This is a genomic window from Roseobacter sp. FCG-D35 (assembly GCF_033436665.1).
Taxonomy (GTDB): domain Bacteria; phylum Pseudomonadota; class Alphaproteobacteria; order Rhodobacterales; family Rhodobacteraceae; genus JAWQFO01.
In genome coordinates, this window is sequence record NZ_JAWQFO010000001.1 from 871,738 (window position 1) to 892,249 (window position 20,512).

At 63.4% G+C, this 20,512-nt stretch carries 22 protein-coding genes; 8 read left to right on the forward strand and 14 right to left on the reverse strand.

Annotation, left to right across the window (positions count from 1 at the left end):
* The first annotated feature begins 83 nt into the window (after nucleotides 1–83).
* From cueR to R5H30_RS04060, 5 genes are read left to right on the forward strand one after another with little or no spacing between them, the layout of a single operon-like run.
* Nucleotides 84–485, forward strand: a complete 402-nt coding sequence (cueR, locus tag R5H30_RS04040) for a Cu(I)-responsive transcriptional regulator (RefSeq protein WP_318326732.1) — start codon at nucleotides 84–86, stop codon at nucleotides 483–485.
* Between the two features lie 23 nt (nucleotides 486–508).
* Nucleotides 509–895 (forward strand): c-type cytochrome, encoded by a 387-nt coding sequence (locus tag R5H30_RS04045; RefSeq protein WP_318326733.1) that lies wholly within the window; start codon nucleotides 509–511, stop codon nucleotides 893–895.
* 11 nt (nucleotides 896–906) lie between these two features.
* Nucleotides 907–1,254: a copper resistance CopC family protein gene (locus R5H30_RS04050; protein ID WP_318326734.1), complete on the forward strand. Its 348-nt coding sequence runs from the start codon at nucleotides 907–909 to the stop codon at nucleotides 1,252–1,254.
* A gap of 6 nt (nucleotides 1,255–1,260) precedes the next feature.
* Entirely contained in the window at nucleotides 1,261–2,220 is a 960-nt protein-coding gene (locus R5H30_RS04055) for a CopD family protein (protein ID WP_318326735.1), read from the forward strand.
* Nucleotides 2,217–3,605 carry a multicopper oxidase family protein gene (locus R5H30_RS04060; RefSeq protein WP_318326736.1) on the forward strand — a complete coding sequence of 463 codons (1,389 nt, stop codon included), beginning with the start codon at nucleotides 2,217–2,219 and terminating at the stop codon, nucleotides 3,603–3,605. Before R5H30_RS04055 ends, R5H30_RS04060 begins: the two co-directional genes overlap by 4 nt.
* 231 nt (nucleotides 3,606–3,836) lie before the next feature.
* Here the strand turns inward: R5H30_RS04060 and R5H30_RS04065 are convergent, their stop codons facing one another.
* From R5H30_RS04065 to R5H30_RS04085, 5 genes are all read right to left on the reverse strand, one after another.
* On the reverse strand, nucleotides 3,837–4,967 hold the full coding sequence (locus tag R5H30_RS04065; protein ID WP_318326738.1) for a C45 family autoproteolytic acyltransferase/hydrolase: 1,131 nt from the start codon (nucleotides 4,965–4,967) through the stop codon (nucleotides 3,837–3,839).
* Nucleotides 4,964–6,055, reverse strand: coding sequence for an extracellular catalytic domain type 1 short-chain-length polyhydroxyalkanoate depolymerase (locus R5H30_RS04070; RefSeq protein WP_318326739.1), 1,092 nt, complete (start codon nucleotides 6,053–6,055; stop codon nucleotides 4,964–4,966). The genes R5H30_RS04065 and R5H30_RS04070 overlap by 4 nt, the downstream gene beginning before the upstream one ends.
* 29 nt (nucleotides 6,056–6,084) lie before the next feature.
* A complete protein-coding gene (locus R5H30_RS04075) occupies nucleotides 6,085–6,495 on the reverse strand; it encodes a ribbon-helix-helix domain-containing protein (protein ID WP_318326741.1) in 411 nt (136 codons plus the stop codon).
* Between the two features lie 236 nt (nucleotides 6,496–6,731).
* Nucleotides 6,732–7,394 carry a lipid-binding SYLF domain-containing protein gene (locus R5H30_RS04080; protein ID WP_318326742.1) on the reverse strand — a complete coding sequence of 221 codons (663 nt, stop codon included), beginning with the start codon at nucleotides 7,392–7,394 and terminating at the stop codon, nucleotides 6,732–6,734.
* Nucleotides 7,395–7,907: 513 nt separating this feature from the next.
* Nucleotides 7,908–8,921, reverse strand: coding sequence for a hydrogen peroxide-inducible genes activator (locus R5H30_RS04085; protein ID WP_318326743.1), 1,014 nt, complete (start codon nucleotides 8,919–8,921; stop codon nucleotides 7,908–7,910).
* Between the two features lie 198 nt (nucleotides 8,922–9,119).
* Between R5H30_RS04085 and R5H30_RS04090 the strand changes: the two genes are divergently transcribed.
* Nucleotides 9,120–9,356, forward strand: coding sequence for a YdcH family protein (locus tag R5H30_RS04090; protein ID WP_318326744.1), 237 nt, complete (start codon nucleotides 9,120–9,122; stop codon nucleotides 9,354–9,356).
* A gap of 272 nt (nucleotides 9,357–9,628) precedes the next feature.
* Here R5H30_RS04090 and R5H30_RS04095 read toward each other — a convergent pair whose 3' ends face one another.
* The 9 genes from R5H30_RS04095 to R5H30_RS04135 all read right to left on the reverse strand — a co-directional run bounded on the left by R5H30_RS04095 (nucleotide 9,629) and on the right by R5H30_RS04135 (nucleotide 19,501).
* Entirely contained in the window at nucleotides 9,629–10,174 is a 546-nt protein-coding gene (locus tag R5H30_RS04095; RefSeq protein ID WP_318326745.1) for a YdeI/OmpD-associated family protein, read from the reverse strand.
* Between the two features lie 210 nt (nucleotides 10,175–10,384).
* Nucleotides 10,385–11,149: a hypothetical protein gene (locus R5H30_RS04100; RefSeq protein ID WP_318326746.1), complete on the reverse strand. Its 765-nt coding sequence runs from the start codon at nucleotides 11,147–11,149 to the stop codon at nucleotides 10,385–10,387.
* Nucleotides 11,150–11,160: 11 nt separating this feature from the next.
* Nucleotides 11,161–11,541, reverse strand: a complete 381-nt coding sequence (locus R5H30_RS04105; RefSeq protein ID WP_318326747.1) for a hypothetical protein — start codon at nucleotides 11,539–11,541, stop codon at nucleotides 11,161–11,163.
* A gap of 85 nt (nucleotides 11,542–11,626) precedes the next feature.
* Nucleotides 11,627–12,532: a dynamin family protein gene (locus R5H30_RS04110; protein ID WP_318326748.1), complete on the reverse strand. Its 906-nt coding sequence runs from the start codon at nucleotides 12,530–12,532 to the stop codon at nucleotides 11,627–11,629.
* Entirely contained in the window at nucleotides 12,522–14,618 is a 2,097-nt protein-coding gene (locus R5H30_RS04115) for a dynamin family protein (protein ID WP_318326749.1), read from the reverse strand. Before R5H30_RS04115 ends, R5H30_RS04110 begins: the two co-directional genes overlap by 11 nt.
* Before the next feature lie 117 nt (nucleotides 14,619–14,735).
* The gene (locus R5H30_RS04120) at nucleotides 14,736–16,013 is read right to left on the reverse strand and encodes a GTPase domain-containing protein (protein ID WP_318326750.1); all 1,278 of its coding nucleotides are present in this window, start codon (nucleotides 16,011–16,013) and stop codon (nucleotides 14,736–14,738) included.
* Complete coding sequence (locus tag R5H30_RS04125; RefSeq protein ID WP_318326751.1) at nucleotides 16,010–16,924, reverse strand: PP2C family protein-serine/threonine phosphatase; 915 nt, start codon at nucleotides 16,922–16,924, stop codon at nucleotides 16,010–16,012. The genes R5H30_RS04120 and R5H30_RS04125 overlap by 4 nt, the downstream gene beginning before the upstream one ends.
* Nucleotides 16,917–18,164, reverse strand: coding sequence for an FHA domain-containing protein (locus R5H30_RS04130; protein WP_318326752.1), 1,248 nt, complete (start codon nucleotides 18,162–18,164; stop codon nucleotides 16,917–16,919). Before R5H30_RS04130 ends, R5H30_RS04125 begins: the two co-directional genes overlap by 8 nt.
* An 11-nt stretch (nucleotides 18,165–18,175) precedes the next feature.
* On the reverse strand, nucleotides 18,176–19,501 hold the full coding sequence (locus tag R5H30_RS04135) for a serine/threonine protein kinase (RefSeq protein ID WP_318326753.1): 1,326 nt from the start codon (nucleotides 19,499–19,501) through the stop codon (nucleotides 18,176–18,178).
* Nucleotides 19,502–20,014: 513 nt separating this feature from the next.
* Here R5H30_RS04135 and R5H30_RS04140 point away from each other — a divergent pair.
* Together R5H30_RS04140 and R5H30_RS04145 are read left to right on the forward strand one after the other, a co-directional pair.
* A complete protein-coding gene (locus tag R5H30_RS04140; RefSeq protein ID WP_318326754.1) occupies nucleotides 20,015–20,194 on the forward strand; it encodes a hypothetical protein in 180 nt (59 codons plus the stop codon).
* Nucleotides 20,195–20,314: 120 nt separating this feature from the next.
* On the forward strand, nucleotides 20,315–20,512 hold a 198-nt coding region (locus tag R5H30_RS04145), incomplete at its 3' end, for a transposase (protein ID WP_318326755.1).

A 20,512-nucleotide genomic window follows, 5' to 3' on the forward strand; every position in this document is an offset into this window, starting at 1 on the left:
CACACCATCACGTCGAAAGGTCATCCGCCCTTGACCTTCCAGCGGCTGGAAGCCTCATATGGTAGTTTAGGAGGGTCTCGTTGATGAATATCGGAGAGGTCTCGCGCGCCAGCGGGCTACCGGCGAAGACGATCAGGTACTACGAGGACATCGGCCTTGTGCGACCGGCGCGCGGCGCCAACGGCTATCGCGATTTCAGCGATCAGGATGCGCACAAGCTGGCGTTTCTGGGCCGGTCCCGGTCGCTCGGGTTCTCGATCGAGGAATGCCGCACGCTCCTGTCGCTCTATGAGGACCGGGACCGCGCCAGCGCGGATGTGAAAGCGCTGGCCGCCGAACATCTCGACCGTATCGCGCAAAAGATCGACGAGCTGCAGGCGCTGAAATCCACGCTAGAGACCCTCGTCACACGCTGCCACGGCGACGACCGCCCCGACTGCCCGATCCTGGACGATCTCGCCGGGCGGGATGCCCTGACGGCGTGAGGCGCGTGCAGTCGACATACGCCGTGATCGGCGCCGTCGTCATTCTCGGGGCCGGCTTGTATGCGCTGTCCGAGAACGATGGCGGCTCTGCACCGACGGACACCGGCGCAGTGATCGTGCCAAACCTGACTCCTCAACAGCAGGCTGGCAATGTCCTTTACGATGCGAATTGCGCGGCATGCCACGGGCCCAATGCATCGGGCTCGGACCAGGGCCCGCCGCTGGTGCACCCGATCTACGAGCCGAGCCATCACGGAGACATCGCTTTCCAGCTGGCGGCGCGCCAGGGCGTGCGCGCCCATCACTGGAAATTCGGAAACATGCCGGCCGTCGGCAACGTGTCTGACGACGACGTCGCTCAGATCACGGATTATGTCCGCGCCCTGCAACGGGCGAACGGGATAGATTGAAGGAGGTGGCCATGAAATCGCACCTGGCCCTTGCAGTCGTCGCATCGCTTCTGAGCGGTGCGGTCCTTGCGCATTCCAGAAGCGAAAGTACCACGCCGACCGACGGCGCGAAGATCGCCGAGACGCCACAGATGATCCGCATGATCTTCGACGATCCCATGCGCATCACCACGGTACGTCTGGTGAATGCCGACGGTACCGAGATGCGGCTGGACGGCGGTACGGGATTGGAACCGTCGCTCGAATTTATCGCCGAACCCGCACCGCTGGCGCCCGGCAGCTACAGGGTGGAGTGGCGCGGGCTGGCCTCTGACGGGCACGCGATGAAGGGCAGCTTTTCCTTCGAAGTGACTGATTGAGCCGGGATGCTTGCCGCGCTCAGCCAGGCCGATGCCGTCACGTGGTTTTCGATCGTCGTGAAAGCCCTTGCCTACGCGGCGACGCTCGGCTCGGTCGGCAGCGTTCTGGTGCTTGCGACGTTGCGCAAGTTGAGCGAGGGCGGCCGTGACGCGCTGCGTCTGACGGCGGTCTTCTTGGCCGTCGCGTCGGCCGTTTTCACGGCGCTGCGGCTGCCTGTGCGGGCAAGTTTCCTCATGGGCGGGACCCTGGACGGTGCCACGGATCCCTTGATACTCGGCATGGTGACGCAGAGCCCGCTTGGAACAAGCGCAATCCTTCGCCTGACCGGCCTCGCGCTCATTTGCTGCGTGCTCTGGCGGACCAGACCTGGCCTGATTCTCGCCCTGCTCGGCGCGATCCTGGCGTCTGCTTCCTTTGCTCTGCGCGGTCATGCGCTCGGTGAACCGCAGATGATCCTCGGCACGCTCATCACCTTGCACATCCTCTGCCTCGCCTTCTGGGTTGGCGCCTTTGCGCCGCTGGCACGCGCAGCGCGAACCGACCCTCCCGTACGAGCCGGGGCGCTGGCGCACGAGTTCGGCAGTCGTGCGCTTTGGGCCGTCAGCATTGTCGTGCTTGCCGGAGGGGGCGCCCTGGGCCTTCTGGGCGCCGCCACACCGTCCGCCTTGTTCACCCCCTACGGCCAGATGTTCGCACTCAAGCTCGTCCTCTTTGCCGGAGTTCTCGCGCTGGCCGGCCTCAACAAGCTGACGCTGACCCCGGCCTTACTGGCCTCCGCACCGGGTGCCGGGGCGCGGCTTCGCCGCTCGATCGGCATCGAGGCGGGGCTGGTCGCGGGGATCCTTGTTACCACGGCGGCACTTACGACGCTCTTTTCACCGGCGGGCACCGATGACAGCCGGACGGCCGCTTCAGACATGCACCCTCACAGGACGGCGCATCAGACGATCGGAGACGTTCCATGACCGAACTGACACGCAGGCAATTCCATAGATCGGCGATCGGCGCAGCGGCGGTCGCCGCCCTTCCGGCCATCGCACGCCCTGCCACGGCACCGATCCTGCAGGCGCGGGAAGGCAACGTGCGTTTGGCGCCGGAGGATTATCCGGAAACACGGATCTGGGGCTATGACGGCACGGTACCGGGCCCCGTCCTGCGCGCAAGGCAGGGGGAGCGGATGACGCAAATGTTCCGGAACGATCTTCCGCAGGCGTCGACTGTCCACTGGCACGGGATCCGGATCGCCAACGACATGGACGGCGCAGCCGGGCTGACACAGCCGGCCGTCCCGCCGGGGAGCGACTTTTTCTACGATTTCGTGCTGCCGGACGCGGGCACCTATTGGTACCATCCGCACAACCGGACCTTCGAGCAGATGGCGCGGGGGCTTTACGGCGCCTTGATCGTCGAAGAAGAAACCGGTGCCCCTGAGGTCGATATCGACGAGGTGCTTCTTCTCGACGACTGGCGCCTCACGGACAAGGCGCAGATTGCGGAAGACTTCGGCAACATGCACGACCGGGCGCACGCCGGGCGGATCGGCAACTGGATCACCGTGAACGCCGAAGGCGACTGGTCGCGCGCGGTTCCCCGTCACAGCCGCATGCGGTTGCGCCTCGTGAACACGGCGAATGCGCGCATTTTCAGCCTTGAGGCGCGTGGGCTGGACGGCTGGGTCGTTGCGCTGGACGGGATGCCTCTCGAGGCGTCGCAGCCTCTGGGCCGGATCACGCTCGCCCCGGCGCAACGGGTCGATCTCGTGGTCGACGTGGTGGCGGACGAAGGTGCGGAAGCGTTTCTTGTCAGCTTCGAGGCTGACGGCGGATACGCCATCGCCGCTTTCCCGGTCGCAGGCACCGCCCGGGATGCCCGTCTTGCAGCGCCGGGCGCCTTGCCGGCAAACCCCGTCCCCGCCCTCGGGCCACTCGATACCGCGATCCGCACCGAGTTGCTGATGGAAGGCGGTGCCATGGGCGGCTTGCGCGGCGCCAAGCTGGACGGTCGCAGCATGGACATCCGCGACATGGCCGCGGCCGGGAAAGCCTGGGCTTTCAACGGCATGGCGGACATGGGTGAAACCCCGCTGCTGGAGGCCGGCATCGGCGACACCGTGCGGATCGTCATGAAAAACGACACCGCTTGGTCACACGGGATGCATTTGCACGGGCACCACTTCCGGCAGATCGCGGCGGACGGTACGACTGGCCCGCTGCGCGACACCGTTCTTATGGGCAGCGGCGAGACCGTCGAAATCGCCTTTGTCGCGGACAACCCCGGCGACTGGCTTTTGCATTGTCACATGCTCGAGCACTCGGCCGGCGGGATGATGACCTGGCTGCGCGTCTCGTGACACCGCGCTTCGGGTTGCCCACCCGCAGCGGCCGCCTGATCGGAACGGCCGCGGCGAAAGGTGATGCTGCGGCGCGACGTGTGCGGAAAAAGACAGACACCGTTTCGGACGCCGTCTCTGCATGATCGGCATTCCGGTGTCCGACAAATCGCCGCTTTCCGGCAACCAGCCTGGTGTTCTGCGGGCCCAAACGCTGAGACCGGTCGCGTCGCCTGCCCGACCCCTGCCGCGTCAGCAGCGGCCAGGGGCGTCTGGCCATGCCCTCGGGGCAGCGCGATGCCCGCAGGACCACGTCGCCATCTTCAAGCCATAGGCGATCCACGCTGCGGCATCCCCGGCGGCGACAGGTGGCACCCAGAAAGCATCTTTCGAAGTGACCGGGACCGGACCCGCGTCGTAGTTGATCGTACGCCGACCTTCGGTGAAAGCGTCCAGGCTTTGCCCCCATGCCTCTTCGGGCCAGTGCAAAGCCACGCTTCTGCGGGCCGGGTCGTAATCCGCGGTGAAGAGCGTCCCGAAACCCTGCGCATGTCCGCGCTGATAGAGCGGAGGCGCGAGGAAAGCCTCGTGAAGAGCGGACGGCCGCATGTCTTCGGAAAGCATTTGTGCGAGGTGGATTCGCCGTTCGATGGTGCGGGTGAACCCCGGCCGCTCGGCGGGCTCGGTGCCATGCTGGTGATTGGTTGCGATGGCGCGATCCATCCGCCGCACACCGCCTCCCGGCGCCAGCTCGAGCGAGGCAACACGTCCCGATGCATCAGCGAGAACGAGATTGTAGGCCATGTGCGAAGGCAGCCGCGCAAGTGTCGCCTCGGCCGCCCCGACCGTGTCGCAGGTCTCGAGAAGATAGCGCACGATATGGGTGATCCCGAAGCCGCGCCCTGCCGTTCCCCGCCCGCCAAAGGCCAGCGCGACCGCCAGACCGGCATCGTTGATGCCATCCGACAAGCCCCAGAGAAACTCGACCATGCCCATGACCGGACGCCGCCATGCGCTTTTCAGCAAGAACCCTTCGTTGAGGTCGGGTGAGAGGTCGTAGTTGCGCACGAGGCGGACTTCACCACCCTTTGCATGAGCCGCCAGCGAGCAGCCGCCGAGATAGGCCGGCGGACACCACCCCGACAGGAACCGCGCGGCCCGGTCCTCGGTCCCCACCAGCGCCGTCAGTTCCGCATGGATCGGAACGAGTTCCGGCATGTGTCGACGGAGCGCCGCCTCGCACTCGGCCCGCGACGGTCCGCGGTCTCCGCCCCGTGCGGTGAACCACGCCTCGTAGTCCGGCCAGGACCAGTTCCAGCGCCGCAGCCACTTGCGGCCAGGGCGTGCCTCGTCGACCGCCTCGAAGGTCAGCGCGCCGCTCACTTTCCCTCCTCCGCCGCGCCTTCGAGGAAGAACCGCGTCATTTCCGCCGTAGCGTCCGGACCGGTCGGATCGGTATAGCTGCCTTCGGCCGCGCCTCCTGACCACGCGTGGGCAACGCCGGCCAGCGACCATTTCTCCGCCACCGTCACGCCGCTCTGATCCTTGTAGAGCGTGACCCTCGCACCGACCGTAGCGCCGTCCTCGACCTCCGAATAGCGTCCTGTCCCGAGAGCCCCGGCAATCACCGCATCGGCGTTCGCCGGCGCTACGGTGTGATCGGCCTCACCGTGAAAGACGATGCTGCGCACCGGCACCGGGTTGCGTCCGGCCCCGGATCGCGTGGAACCGCGCATGGCCGCGAAAGCGCTCGTCAGGTCGCTGGCCGCACCGGGCGCCAGTCCGGAATGCACGCCCACGGCCGAGAAGACATCGGGATGCGTGCGCCCGAGAATGGCTGCCATGGCACCGCCTGCCGAAAGTCCCGCGGCGAATATCCGCTTTTCGAGACCGCCGAATTCCTCGGCCATCTGCAGGGCGAGGTCGGCCAGCAAGGCGGGCTCGCCCGATTGGCGCGACTGATGTTCGGGCAGAAACCAGTTCCAGCACCCCATCTGGTTCGCCTGCCGGCTTTGATCGACATAGACCACGACAAGGTTCTGTGCCTCGGCCTCGAAGTTCATCTGCGTGCCCACGGCGAAATCGTCGGCATTTTGCGTGCAACCATGCAGCATCAGCAAAAGACCCGATGGCACGGTCTGTCGCGCGGACGGAACGAAAAGTCGAAACTCCCGCGCTCCGAAGGCCGAAGAATGCGTTCTTGCCTCGTAGCGCGCGCCATCCGGGATGGCTGGTGCAACTTGGGGTCTTCGGAGGTTATCCGGCCGAAGCCCAGCGCGTCCTGAAAGCGTGTCGACAACCTCTTTCAGACTTTTCCTGGACTTGGGTCTGGTCGCGGTATCGTCCTGCATCGTCGCGGCCTGCTCGGTGCCACGAAGCGTTCTCTGGATGTGACGCGTGGCTTCCATGGTGGAGCCGGCGCGCGTGAGTTCGAGCGCCCGGCACATGGCCGACGCAAGCTGATCGTTCATGAAAATTTCCTTTCAGACGAGGCACAGCCTCAAATGATGCGGTCCTTAAGGGCCGCCTTGACCGCGCTTGGCGCCTGCAGGGCGCCAAGTACATGGATAGAGCCGATCGTCGCCAGCGCGAGGTCAGCCGGGACATCCGCGGCGATCCGCGCGAGGCCGACTACCCGGATATCAAGCTTCTCGTTTTCCGCGCGCGCCGCCTCCAGATCGTCCCGGGTCAGATCGAGCAGGCCGACCTCCAGCCGTTGCCGTTTGACGGAGCGCGAGACCTGCTCCTGTTGCGCGGTCAGCTGGTTTCGGATGGCCGTGCGAATAAAGTCCGTGCGGTTGGAATAGAACCCGTCCCGCACCAAGAGGTCGATCCGGCCGAGATCGACATGCCCGAGGTTGATCGTGATCTTCTCGTTGTCCGCAGGACGCAGTTGGTGAACCTTCGCCATTCAAATCTCCATCTACATGGATGGTATGTAGATGGCATATTTGTGAGGTTCAAGCCATGAGAGCGCAGCCGGCTCGCGAGGCTTTGCTTTATCGGCACCCGCACTGTCGCGTCGGCGCAGAGGCTCGCCTCACCTAAACCGCAACGTTCGCGCGCTGTCGCCCGGTGACGAACTAGCAACGAACCGTCGCCGCCTGTGCAATTCTGCACCGGAGGCCCATCAGCGACAGTTCGCCGTCAGTTCAGATCGGCGTCTTTCCAGTACCGCGTGCCGGATGCATTGGCATTTATACGCCAGCCCGTCTTGCTCAGAACGAAGAACGAACGCCCGGCGGTGAACTGAACTTCCGATCGCGTTCGGTCCTCGCCCTGCATCACGCCTGCGTCCATCGAAGCATCGTAGCCGTTTTCAACGAACCGTTCGAAATCGGTCGGTGTTTCGAACATGATGACGAACTGCGATTCGAACCCGCCGATCCCGAAGGCCGCTCCGGCGCCGCCCGTTCCCATCTGCATGTAGGTCCGCGCCCCGTCGGGGATCGATACCGCAACGCCACGCCCATAACCGGCCGACAGCGGGAACACCGAGATCCGGCGCATGTCGAAAACCGCGTACCCCGCGCTTGCCGCGAAGGTCTCGGCCGCCACCTGGTTCTCGGCAAGCAGCCGTGCCAGAACCTCATCCGCGATCCGGTCCAGCTTCGCGCGTGTCGCGTCGGGCGTCTCTTCGTCGCGCACAAGCTCCCCGGTTGACTGTACCGCGTCCTCGACCGCGTCGGCGCCCTTGCGCGCAACCTCTCCGGCTTTTCGAGCGCCCTGCTTGATATTGTCGAGCAGCCCCTGCGCGGACGCGGGCGCCGCAAGCGTCGCGCATGTCGCCAACAAGAAAATGATCTTCATCTGTCGCCTCGCATGATCGTCCCCGGTTCGACCCGGCGCTTGAAGCGTCCAGTGACCGGCCTCAGGGAGGAGTCTGGTCCGAAAAGACCGACCGCGCCAGAAAAATGAGGCTGGTTCCAGGTATCCGCGCGTCTGCGTGGGTGCGCATCGTTTGAGACCTGAAGGAATACGAGACTGATCGCACCCAGGCGCGGGCTGCCAAAATCGAAGCGCTGGGCTCTGTTGGTCGACTACCCGGCACGGGACGCAAGGCACTGGGCGACAGGCCGGATCTTGACCTCCTAGCCGCACCATGGAGAGCATCCACTACCTCCGACGTCTCGATGGTTCGCAGCACGTGGAACAGCGCTGACGGTTGCTTTGGCAGGGTGCAGGCATTGTATGCGGCCTTCGATCGCCTCGAGCCGCCCTGCTCTCTTTCAAAGGTTACTTTGAAGCACCGCCGGCAAATTCAGGTGCCCGTCGCGCCCTCGCAATGCAGACGTCTCGGATTAACACCGCACAGCGTGCCGCCTACTCGACCTTCACGATTGACCTGAAACGCTCCTCGGCAACCGTGCGCGCAATGCGGCCGATCAGGTCGATCACCTTCCTGTGCGATGCGCGCCGTCGCCAGACCAGGCCAATCGACCGTGTCACCCGGTCTCCTCGAAACGGCAGTATGGCCACATCGCCATCGTCCTTGGAGACTTCGGACTGAACGTAGAGTGCCGGAAGAAAGCTCAGGCCCATGTCGAGGGCTGTCATCTGCCGCAAAGCGTCCAGGCTCGTTCCCTCGTAATCCTGCCGAAGATTGGCCCCGAGTTGCTGGCAAAGGTCGACGATCTGGTTGTGCAGAAGGTACGTCTCGGAAAGCGCCAGAACGTCCTGCCCGGCGAGGTCCGCATCCCGTATCGCCGACGCCGACGCGAAACGGTGGTCCTGCGCGACGGCAAGTTTCAGCGGTTCGCGAAACAGCCTGCGGACTTCGACATCCGCGGAACTGACCGGAAGCTGCGTCAGGATCAAATCATGCCGCCCGTTCAAGAGTTCGTCCTGCAGGACCCGTGGCGCCGCATCGCGTACCACGATCTTCAACGATGGATGCTCGCGATGCAGATGCCGCATCACGTAGGGCAGAAAATATGGTCCGATCGTTGGCGTCGAACCCATCCTTATCGTCCCACCGATCCCGCCCTTCGCCTCGTCGACCAGCTCACGCAGCACGTCGACTTCGGACAGCACCTTGCGGGCCTGCGCGAGAACTGCGCGTCCGTTCGGAGTCAGAACGGCACCGCGCTGGCCGCGCTCCACGAGGTCGAGGCCAAGCACCCCTTCCAGTCCGAGGATCTGCTGGCTGAGTGACGGCTGGCTGATGCCGACGCGCTCGGCGGCCTTGCGGTAGTGCTTGGTATCCGCCAGCGCGACGAAGTAGAGAAGCTGTTTGAGGGTGAGGTCGCCGGGCATCTCGGATCCTGGTTTTGCACGCAAATTAAATTGGATTTTCCAATCGACTTTGCAATGGCACTCGGACAACGCGACCGGCACAAAAAAACTCTGCGCCTATGCGGGCCGGTCGTGCGCGGTTGCCCGAGGTATCGCACGAAGATGGTCAAAATTTGATTGGCAAAACCTATCCAGTTTTCTGGCGAGCCCATCTTCATCGGCACGCGTCGGTGTCCATATCCGTGGGGCAGACCTGACACGGCATGCGATATCAACGATCAGCACATGAGGAGAAAACACGTGACTTCGAGAGCCCGGATCAAGCCCTTTTCTGTCGAGACAAGACTGGCCAAGCTGCGTGCGCGGCATCAGGAACTGAAGGCGCGTATCAATCAAGAGCGTCAGCGTCCGGCCCCGTGCAGCATCTCGTTGCAGACGCTCAAGCGGAAACGGCTGATCATCAAGGACGAGATCGCCCGCTTTGACGGTCTGCTGCGCACGATCGGCGCCTCCCGCGCCCCGCATGTCAGCGCGTAGGGGGATCACGATGTTCTTTCGTTTTTTCTTCCTGAATTCGGGCTTGCGCCGGTTTCACAGCACCGATTTGGGCGACATGCGCCGCGCGATCCTGGAAGAGGATCAAGACGGGCCGGATGGCGGCAGCGCGGATATCTCCAGATAACCCGAACAAGGGCGACGGTCATGACGTCGCCCATCTGGATTGGAGGCAGAAACGCGCGGACGGGTCGCACGCTTTTCAGACACGGCGGATATTTCGCTTCCAACACAGCCTCCGCGCTTAAGCCACCTCACATCTGCGGAAGCTTTCTTTGCTCGCGCGTCGCGGCTGCGACGGTGTCGATGCGCTTGGAGCGTGTCGCGGGGGTTTTGGCAAGCTTGATCCATCGCAACACATTGCGCCGGTATGACGGGGCAAGAGCCTCCCATTTTTCCAGTTCGACCGCAGACGCAAGATCGTCCGGCACGATCAGCGCATCGACGTCGTCGTAGAAGTCCCAAAGACCCGACGCGCGACCCTGTTCTATCGCGGCCTCGCCGGCCTCGTGCATGCGGCCTTCGCGGCGCAGGCGTTCGGCACGCTCCTTGTATGTCTTGGACCATGCCTGCTGTTTGCGCGGTGAAATGAGCTGTGCCGTGCGATCATCGTCCACGACAAACCTGCGACCGTCGATCCAGCCGTGCGCAATCAGCGCGTCCAGCACGTCTTCGCGCCCGACAAACTTGTCTCGATGCGCGGCTTTCCATGTGACCAGACGCACGCTTTCGCGTGTACGATGGTTTTCGGCCAGCCAGGACCATAGCTGTTCGGAAGCAATGATTTCAAGCGTGCGCATAACCCGGAGTTAGCGACCGCGTGGTGGAAGTCATCTATCAAACCACGCGGCGGAGGACCGTGAGGGGTCGGCGTTTCCCGCGGTGCTGGACGCGGGAGTCTTGCGTGTGCAGCGCGCCTTCGAGCTGACGGCCCGCATCCAGGCACGCTTGAATATGTTGGGCCTCCTGAAGTGGCTGGCGTCTGCCTGCACCCTGCCGCAGGTGCCCTTTCAGCGGGAGGTCTGCCAGGTCGAAATGGCTCTCAGCCCCTCCGATCGCGGAACGACGCAGACAAACCCCTGCCCCTCGGACGTACCCGCCACGATCGCGTGCGCCTCGTCTATCGGGACCGCGATGCCCTTGACCTCTCGGTCGAAGGTGCCCCTGCCGGAACCTACCGGTTTCCCGCCCTCGTGCAGATTGCGTGCGCAGTACTCGAGGATGTGGCGCCAGGTATCGGCGCCGCGAAACGCCTGTGCGTCGCCGCCGCGGTGCCAGTCCACCTTGGCAAGCGTCAACGGATCCAGCGCCAGCACGAGCGCTTCGAACGCGCAGATCTCTTCGCCAGTCTCGAGTTCGGCGCGCAGTGACGAGACCGAGCAGCTGTCGACGGACTGGCATTCCGGGCCGTTTTCGCCCAGCGCCTCGACAGAGACCGATGTCGCCTGCCCGACCGCTTGCGAAAAGGCCGCGGCAAGCGAGGCAATGTCGCTGTTCTCGCGACTGATGGCGCGCGACGGGTCGTCCTCCGGACGAAGCTGGTAGAGACGCCGGTTTCCGGCAAAGAGTGTCGCGACAACCTTCGCGCCGGAGGTCAGGGTGATCCGCCGGGGCAGGATGGTCTCGTCGATTTCGCGGAGCAGGCAGTCGATCTTGGCCCGCGAAGATGCGGGCAGGCTTCCGCGTTCATCCGCGAGGTGTTGCGGCGGGCTCCCCAGCCTGCGGACGACATCCGCCAGGTTGGAAGACGGGGCTTCTGTGCGACGCCTGTTCAAGCCGGACGGTCTCATCGGACGTCTTTTGCCATCTCGGTCGCCACCCGTTCGATACAAGTGATGGCGTGGGCAATGTCCTGACCCGCCTCGATGAGCGCACAGTACATGTCTCCCTGTTCGGGATCGTGCCGCCCGCATACGAGGGTCTTCTCTGCCGTGAAGCTCAGTGCGGTTCGGCATGCATCGCCTTTTCCGCCTGCGTCGCCGGACCTGGCATCGCCAAGTGCGAAGGCTTGCATAGCGTCGACGCAGATCTGGTCGAGTTCCTCCCTTGCACGCCGCGCTTCGGAGCTCGACCGTAGGATCAGGCCGGAGGACAGATCGCCGAATGCCGTAAGGTGACAGCCCGGCAGGTTTCTGCGGAGATCGTCCAGGGACTTCTGTATCGTCATAGGCTTGGTTCCCCTAGTCCCGGCGCCTTTCGGCAGGGACCTTCTTGGCCGTGGACCGAGGCATCGCGTGTCGTGGTCGCGCCCATCACCGCCCCTGCAGGCTGCCGCCTTCGTGGTCCGGTCGTTGCCGGCGCGACCGTGCCGGGTTCGAGACGACCCGTCGCGGCACGACGCGACCCGCGCTGTCTTCCGGTTTCGGATGTGCCGGCTCCTGCATTTGCACGGCGGCTGCATCGCGGATGCCGGCGTCCATGACACCCGGCGCGGCCCCCGGCAGGAAAGGCAGCTTGCCTTTGCGCTGCATCAGGAACTGGACCACATGCTCGGAAAGCGCGGCGGCGCCGCTTTCTTCCCAAGCCTCCGCATCATCTCCGGCATTCATGGCCTCCAGAAGCGACACGGGATAAACGGCCGCGAAAAGGCCTGCCGTCTCCCGTTCGACCCGCTTCAGGACCCGTTCCCTGTCCCGTTCGTTCTGCAACTTGTCGAACTGGGTAATCAGCAGCAGGTTCTCGCCCGAAGTGCCGTGCCTCAGGATCTCCCAGATCGCTGCCTCCGACTGCCGCCAGGCCTGCGTGGCATGGGTACACCAGATCACCCTATCGTTCGCCTCGATAACATCCTCCCACATGTCTTGCGGCATGTTGGGATCGGAAATGCCGGGCATATCGAGCAGGTCGCACAGTTGCAGCACGTCGGACTGCATCCGGATGTCGACCATCGCGGTTTCGTCCAGCGAGATCGATTCCATGTCTTCCAGCTCAATCTCCTGCCGACCGCCATCCTTGCCGACCGCATAGGCGGCCGGCTCGCCATAGCTAAGCCGCACCGGCGGCAGGCGCGTCGCCGTCACCCGCATGGGAAGCGGCGCCCCATCCAGAAGGATGTTCGTGAGCGTGCTCTTGCCCGCGCTGAACTCGCCCATCAGCACAAGACGCGGCTTGGCGTCTTCGGCGTCCGGCTTGGTTTCCATCACGTCGTCACTGCTCATCGTATCTTCCTTCCCAATTCGTTGGACCCATCCTCGACTTCAGGCTCCGGACAAGGTCTTCGACCTGCTCGTTCCGTTCGTACTCGTCCTTGCCGAGGCATATCCGCTGCAGCCCGTCCGAGGAGGCGCGAGATGTGCTGATTTCGATCATGATGTCGCGGTTCTGGGCGAAGAACGCGTCGATCGTCTGCGCCAGAAGCTCCTGGATATGGATGGTCTGGATGGTCTGCAGCTGGGTCATGAAGTCCTCGGTCTCCGCAGACACGAGCGCGTGGAACTGCTTGGCGAAGGCCTTGTATCCCCGTGTCCGGCGCCACCAGGACACCCACCAGCTGTCGTTGAAGTCGAGCGCGATGGTCTGCGCGATGGCGACAGGCTCGGGAAACTCCGGTACCTCGGGAACCATGAGTTCGATGCCCTCCACCGCGCTGCCGAAGGCCTCGCAATATAGCTCCGCGATATCGACCACGGCGGCCTCGTACCGCTTCCTGGCAAGGGTCTGCGCGCGCGAGGCAAACACCGAATAGGCGGACTTGAGCAGCATCCGCAGCCCCGTTGGATCGTAGCTCCAGACATGGTCGTCGCCATTGGTCTCGAGGTGCGTGATCAGGCTGTGCGTGGCGCGCTCCACGAAATTGGCATGCGCGCGGCTGGCTCGGGCCTGGAAACTGCCGATGATTTCATCGGTTTCCCTGAGCAGATCGTCGTGATGGCGTTTGGCAAGGGTCGTCAGTTCGTCACGGACGTCGTGCATGGACATCGACCCGGACGTGTGCTCGCCCTCGATACGGACCTTGTTCGCAACCTGCTGGCCGGTCGCGATGCTGACGGCGGACTTCGCGATCTCCTCGAGAAACGGATCGCCGAGCTTGGCCACCACCCTCTCGGATATCATCCGGTTCAGCTTGGGCAGGCCGGACAGATGCCAGACCATATCCGCTGGCGAACCGTCGAGGTCGCGTTCCTCCCGCGGCGTCTCCGCCCATTTCAGCAGGGTCTCGGAGCTTTGCTTGCCCATGCGCTCGAGATCACCGGCCAGGACGTAATTCGCCCAGAGAGCGCTGCCGAACACGATCTGCGCGTCCTCGGGCCCGTTGTGATCGGCCAGGACCTGACGGATGCTCGCCTCGATCTCGGGCACCTGGGCCACTGGGTCGCGCAGTTCGTCGATCCGGTTCACGAAGATGAACACATCGCGCGACTTCAGACTCGAGATCATGCGGATGAGCGCCATGTCCACCGAGGTCAGCGCCTGGTGGGCAGAGAGCACAATCACGCAGATCTTGCTGGACCGGATCGCGTTGATGGTGACCTGCTCGCGCATCATGAACGTGTCGTTCACGCCGGGCGTATCCCGCAGGCACATCCGCAAGGGGGCGCTGCCGCTTGTCAGGTAAAGGTCCGCAGAACGCGTTATATCGGCGAACCGGCCCTGCGTCTGGGACGTGGCTGCCTCCTCGTCCTCGTAGAAGTCATCGCCGATGCAGATATAGCGTTCGAGCAGGTTCTTGTCGAAGTAACCGTATTCATGCTCCTGTCCGAGCAGCATCTCGAATTTCCGGCCCAGCCGCCGACGCGACTTCTCTTTCAGCATCTCGATCTGGCTACGGATACTTTCGAGCTCGCCCTCCGAGCCGGCCCGGTTGGCCAGTTCGCCCAATCGGCCGCCCTTGTGAACGAGCCGGTCCCATTCGCCTTCCTCCATGAAGCGGAAGCGCGCACCGATATCGCTTCTGTCGTCGCCCGGCGTCAGGTGGAGCGATGTGACGACCGACGTCCAGGGGTTCACGTCGGCGGGCAGCAGATCGGCCCAGCCCGCCATCGCGTTCACCAGCGTGGTTTTTCCCGATTTGACCTGGCCCAGAAAGGTGATCGCAGGTTCGAATTCGTCCAGCTGCTTGCTGAGTCGGGCCACGGCCTTGGTCGCCGCCGAGCCGGTGAGATCTTCGAGCTTCGCGATCAGTCCGCCAACCTCCGACGCGCGCTTCGCGAAGGCCTGCAAGGGTTCGAGGCCTGCAGTCAGACTGGCCGTGCCGTCGGCGGTGCTGTCGGTACTTTCCAACTTGAATTTGGTATCGATGATCATGTTACGTCCGATGTCCTCTCAGCGCCGCGCGGCAGGTCTTTACGGGCGACGTCGTTCTGCATCCCCGGCGAGCGCATCTGCGCTGGCGAAGGCCGGTTTGCGAGGCAGGCGACGGCATCATCCACAGGCGACCTCCGCGAGATCCTTTTTCACCTGCAGCAGGGCCGTGGCGGCGTCGCATGCTGCGGAGTCCGTGCCTTCGAGTTGCAACAGCAGAAACATCTGCTCGCATTCGACGATGTCGTCCCGCAGGACGTTGAGTATGGGATCGTCCGAGCCCGTATCCATCAGCAGTGTCGCCATCGCCTGCGCCGCCTGCATCGACTGATCCAGAACGGCCAGCGCCGAGGGCCTGCCGGAGTCGTCACAGCCTGCGGATATGTCGTCGGCGCAGGTCTGCAGGATCGAAAGCGCGGTTTCGACGGTGTCGCGGCGATCCATCGGTCCGACTGGTCGGGAGGGCTCCGGAGCGCCGGCTGCTGCGGGCCGGGCTCCGGGCGCGGCGGACGTCGGAGCCGGAGCGTTCTTCGCGCGCGCAGCGTTTGGTTGGGTGCCGCCGGCATGGTCTCGGGAGCGCCGGGCGCTTCTTGCCAGCAGCATGTCCGCATAGTCGAGATCGGCGGTCTTTCCGGTCTCGACAAGCCGGTCCAGCGCCTCAAGCAGAGGCTTCGCGCCACTTGTTTTCCAAAGGGCGACATCTCTGATCTCGCTGCCCTGGACCGCGGAAAAGGCCTGTTTCGTCGCAACAGGATAAAGTCCGAGGAATTCATCGGAAAACTGCTGCTCGAAACGTTCGGTCCGCTTGCCGAGTTCACCCTTCATGTAGAGCTGATCCGATTTGGTCAGCGCGAGAAAGCTGTGATCCTTGAGCTTGTCGGGCATCACCGACCAGATCGCGAGTTCCTCGTCATCGAGGTCCTGCGAACACCAGATCACCACGTCCGAGCATCCTGCGACCCAGCTTAGAACCGCCTCGCGCTTGGCCGGATTCGTCGGCAGATCGATCTCCGCGAAGCGTCTTTCGCGCAGCGCGGGCAGCGGCATTTCCTGGACGACGCGAAAGGTACCCTCCTTCAGGTTTGCCTGCGCAACCAGACCATCCGCGGGGCTGGTTTGGCCGGAAACGCTTTCGACCCTGAAACGCGGCTGCGCGCCGTAGACAAGCTCGACGATGCTGACCCCGTCGAGAACCGGCATCGCAGCGTTTTTGAGGATCAGGTTAAGAAGGCTCGTCTTTCCGGCCCCTCTGGGCCCGAGCAGGGCCACGCGCGCCGGCCGCACCAGATGTGCGACGAGCGTCTTGGCCACGCTCATGAGATCGTCCGGCAATTCCCCGGTCTCGAGCAGCTGCCGCAGACGGCTCGCCTTTTCGCGCGGATCGGCGGTGCTTGTCATTGGCCGAGCGCCTGACGGTTTCCGGACGGCTGCTGTACGCCGGTATGCGTCGCGCTTTCGATCTTTTGCAACGGTACGCAGGAGGCCAGGTTCGCGACTTCGGAAAACGGCGTCTCGATCTCTCGCTTGCTGATCTTCAGCACGCACAGCGACACATTGTCCTGGTCCGGATCATCAAGATCGTAAACGGACTGGAGCAGGCGCTTGCCGATCTCTGCACTGGGCAGGTCGCGGGCCTCGAAGGCGATCCGAGCGATCTGCCATTCGCCGATGAACTGTAGTCCGTCGCTTGCGGCGATGACGATATCATTTTCGCGCAGCTCGACGGCCTGGGAGCGGCAATCTATCTCGGGTATCGCTTGGCCGCCGAGGACCGAGGTCAGGCAGTTCCGGTCGGGATGTTGTTCGGCGACCTCCGGGTCGAGTTGTCCCTTCGCGACGAGCTTGCTCATGCGGCTTGCGAAAGAATGTTCTTCGTTCAGGCGGAAGAGTCGGCTCCCGCGCAGGAGGTAGAGCGGGGAATCTCCCACCGAGATCCAGTACAGGCGATTGTCGAACACGACCGGCGCGATCAGCGTCGCCCCCATCCCGCGCGACCCGGGACTGTCTTGCGCGATCCGCGCGACGCACTCGTTCGCCGCCGCAACCGCCTTGCGAAGGATGCGGTCGAAATTCCGCTCCAGCAGTTCCGGCTGGTCCGCGAGCATTTTCAGCTCGCTGAACACTTCGGTCACGACGATCTTGCTGGCGACGTCACCGGCCGAATGACCGCCCATACCATCGGCCAGAACGATGAACCCGAAATCGGCGCCCTCGGCGAAGTCCATCGCGATCGCGTCTTCTTGCTGCTCGCGTCCGCCGACGCAGATCGCAGGCGACGCGTCATAGGAGTATCGCTGTCTTTCACGCACGCCGTACCGCCTTTGGATCAGCCATGTTCCAGCCGAAATCGCCGTCGCAGAAGGCGATGAAGCGCAATGTCGTCTCGCCGAGCCGGATCAGGTCTTTCGAGTTCAGCTCCTCGGTGCTGAGCAGCGGAACGTTGTTCAGGCGCACGAGGTTGGTCTTGCCGCTGTGGCCGATATAGAACTTGTTCTGCTCCGCGTCGTAGGCGATCGAGGCGTGGTTCGTCCGGGACACGCTGTTGTCGCCGAAATCGAGGCATACGGTCTGTTCCGCGTCGCGTCCGATTGTCGAAACCCCATCATGCAGTGCGAAGGAAGCACCGCGTCCGACCTCGGAGACGACGACCAGCCAGCCGACCGGGAATTCGCTGCCCGAGGCGGACTTCTTGGCAAAGGGATCGTCATCCTCCATTTCCGAGGCAGAGAAGCCGAGCAGACGCGTTTTCACGCGGCCGGACCGGTTCGCCCCGCGGCCTATGGCCGGCGAAGGCATTGTCACCGGGTCCGGCTCGAGGGCGTCGGCGAGTGCCGTCATGCCACCGAACGCGGGATCGTCGTCTTCTGCCGGATGTGGCAGGTCCGGTTCCCGCAAAACGGGCTCCCGCGGGGCCGGTTCTTGCGCCATCGGCTCCACCTTCGCAGTCGAGGATGACGCCGCGGACCGGAACGGGCTGACCGAAGGCTTTCTCGGGAAACTTCGGTCCTGTTCGAACAACAGCTTGCCGAATGCGTCCGGCTGGACGTCATGCAGGTCGTCGTCCTCGTCGCCCGCATCGTCGAGATCTTCCAGATGATCGTCCGATGCTTCGAGATAATCGACCTCTTCAGCCTCGGTGAGGCCGGCATCCGCTCCACGGACCTGCTGTGCGACGTCCGACATCATGTTCTGCCAGGCGTCGTCGTCCTGCTCTTCCTCGTCGTCCTCGCCTTCCTCGAGCCCAGCCTCCGCCCGAACGGCGTCGAGGTCGCCCGTGAGGTAGAAGTCGTGATCGTCCTCTTCCTCTTCGAAGAACTCGTCTTGTGTGGCAGCGCCTTCGGTAGCGTCGTCCCACTCGCTGCTGTCGAGGTGGGCGTTCGTATCCGACCGGATGGTCGCGCCGGTTCCTTCGTTCTCGTCTGGAAGGATCGGCGATTTCAGCAGCAGAGGTTCGGACCGGGATGCGCCGGCTTCGAAGGCCTCGTGCCCGGGATCGCCGCCTCCGGGCGCGCTGCGTTTTTCCTGGATGATGTCGCGGATGAATCTCATGAACTGGCTCCCTAGGTATCCGTTGATTTCAGGTTCAGGCCATCTTGCCGGGGCACGCATCGGGCGAAGAGGTCAGCCAGGAACCTGGCTTTCGATCCGCTTCGGGGCTTTTCGGCCAATCGTCGCTTCGCGCCGTCATCTTCCGGAGACGTCACGGCATGCTTGGCATTGCGTTCGCGAAGCTCGGCTTCCTGTTGTTCCTGCCAGGCCTCGATGTCGATGATCTCGTTGCCGAAGACGTCGAAGACCTTCCGTTTCGGTTGCGGAGCCGCGGCGGCCTGCTCGGCCTTGACCTCGGCCGCCGATTTCCGCCGGGGCGCCTGACCCACGCCGTCAAGAAGCGAATTGGTCTGGCGCACCATCTGCGCGATGTCCTTTTCGAAGGCGGCATCGAACGCCGGAACCGGCGGTTGGGCTGGGCGCTGTCGGGGGGTCGCCGCAAGCATGTCCCGCCAGTCGCCAACGCTCTGGAAACGTTCTGCCTGGCGCAGGCTCAATGCCCGGTCGATCGTCACGAGTATGTCGTTGTCCGCCGACCAGTCTCCCGATGACAAGGGTGTGTAGGGGTCGCTGCCCCCGTTCTCGATCTCCAGCAGTCGCTGGTCGCTGTCGGGCGGGGCGCTCCCCGTGACGATGAAATGCAGCGTCGCGCCGAGCGAATAGAGATCGCTCGAATACCCCAGTTCGGCCCCGGCGCGGTACATTTCGTGAGGCGAGTAGCCGTCCTTGACCATGTAGGGCGATGCACGGGTGGTTGCGTCGCGTTCGCGCGCGGCGCCGAAGTCGATCAGGGACAGGTGCCCCCGTTCATCAACCATGATGTTGTCCGGCGAAATATCGCGATGCAGCAACTTGCGGTCGTGGATGAAGCCAATGGCGGTCAGGCACTGGTCAAGCACGCTGCGGACGAACTCGCCTGTGATCCGCTCGGGCTGCCGCTCGACGATGTCGAAGAAATCCATGCCCCGGATCAGGTCCAGCGCCATGTAGGCCGTGTTGTTTTCCTCGAACACCTGATGGACGGCCACGATATTGGGATGAACCAGCTTGGCCATCTGGCGCGCCTCGCGCACGAAGTGGCTCTTGAGGATCGCGAACTGCTTTTGCAGCTTGGCGGACCGCGGCAACACCTGCCCGTTCCGTCGCACGCAGATCTCGGCGGGAAAGCACTCCTTGATGACGACCTGCCGTTCCAGACTGTCGGTCGCAATGAAAATCATCGCAAAGCCGCCACCGCCGAGCCTCGAACGGATCACATACTGCCCGTTGAGCAGCGAGGATCCGGCAGCGATGCCGTCGGTCTGCCTGTCTTGCCTGTCTGTAAGCACCTGACCCATCTGCCCCTGCTTAAGTGCCTATCCCGCGACACACCCCGAGTATCCGAATGCAAGGTTTAACTTTCGTTCCGATTGCGCTGAAAAAGTGGCGGCCATCCGGCAGACCTGTGTCTTTTTCAACCTTGGGTGCATCAAAATGCTCTTAAACTTGCAGCAGTTCGAGACCATGGGTTGCGGCGACGGGCCGGGTGGTTCCATGCGGGAATCCACGTGTCTCGGCATCCCGCTAACAGGGTGATCCCGGGATGGAACTGGCGCGACCCGCCAATGGCAACGGTGGACCGAGGCTGGTCTCAGGCTTAGGCAGAATCAACCTTCCTGATCGGACTGGTTTTAAACAAGTGGGTTGAGAAACGGCTGAAGCAATGCAGACGGCGGACCCGCGACGCGCCTAAACAACCGTTTGGTTCGAGCCACAAGTGTATCCACGGAGCATCCTTACGGCGTCAGGGTCAGGACACATTGATCAGCTGAAGTCCTTGTGATTCACCGCCGCCAAAAACGAGCGGTGACATGAGAAATCTCTACTGGCTGACGGACATGCAGATGGCGCGTCTTGAAGCCGTTTTCCCGGAATTCCACGGCAGACCAAAAAACGACCTGCACAGTGAAATTCGAGAGGCGATATCCGATCTTCGACCTGCTCTAGGCTCTGGACCCATTGATTTGGTTGCAGTCGGTGCATCGGGCTGATTCAAGCTCCTGAACATCAGGNCTTGCCCGCTTCCAGGAACTCCTTAGGCTCTGGACCCATTGATTTGGTTGCAGTCGGTGCATCGGGCTGATTCAAGCTCCTGAACATCAGGAGGCGTGATGAGCAACTTGTTCTGGTTATCCGACGAGCAGATGGCTCGGTTGAAACCGTATTTTCCCAAGAGCCATGGCAAGCCGCGTGTCGATGATCGGCGGGTACTGAGTGGGATTATCTTCATCAATCGCAATGGCTTAAGATGGTCGGATGCTCCAAGGGAGTACGGCTCACCCAAGACTCTGTACAACCGCTGGAAACGA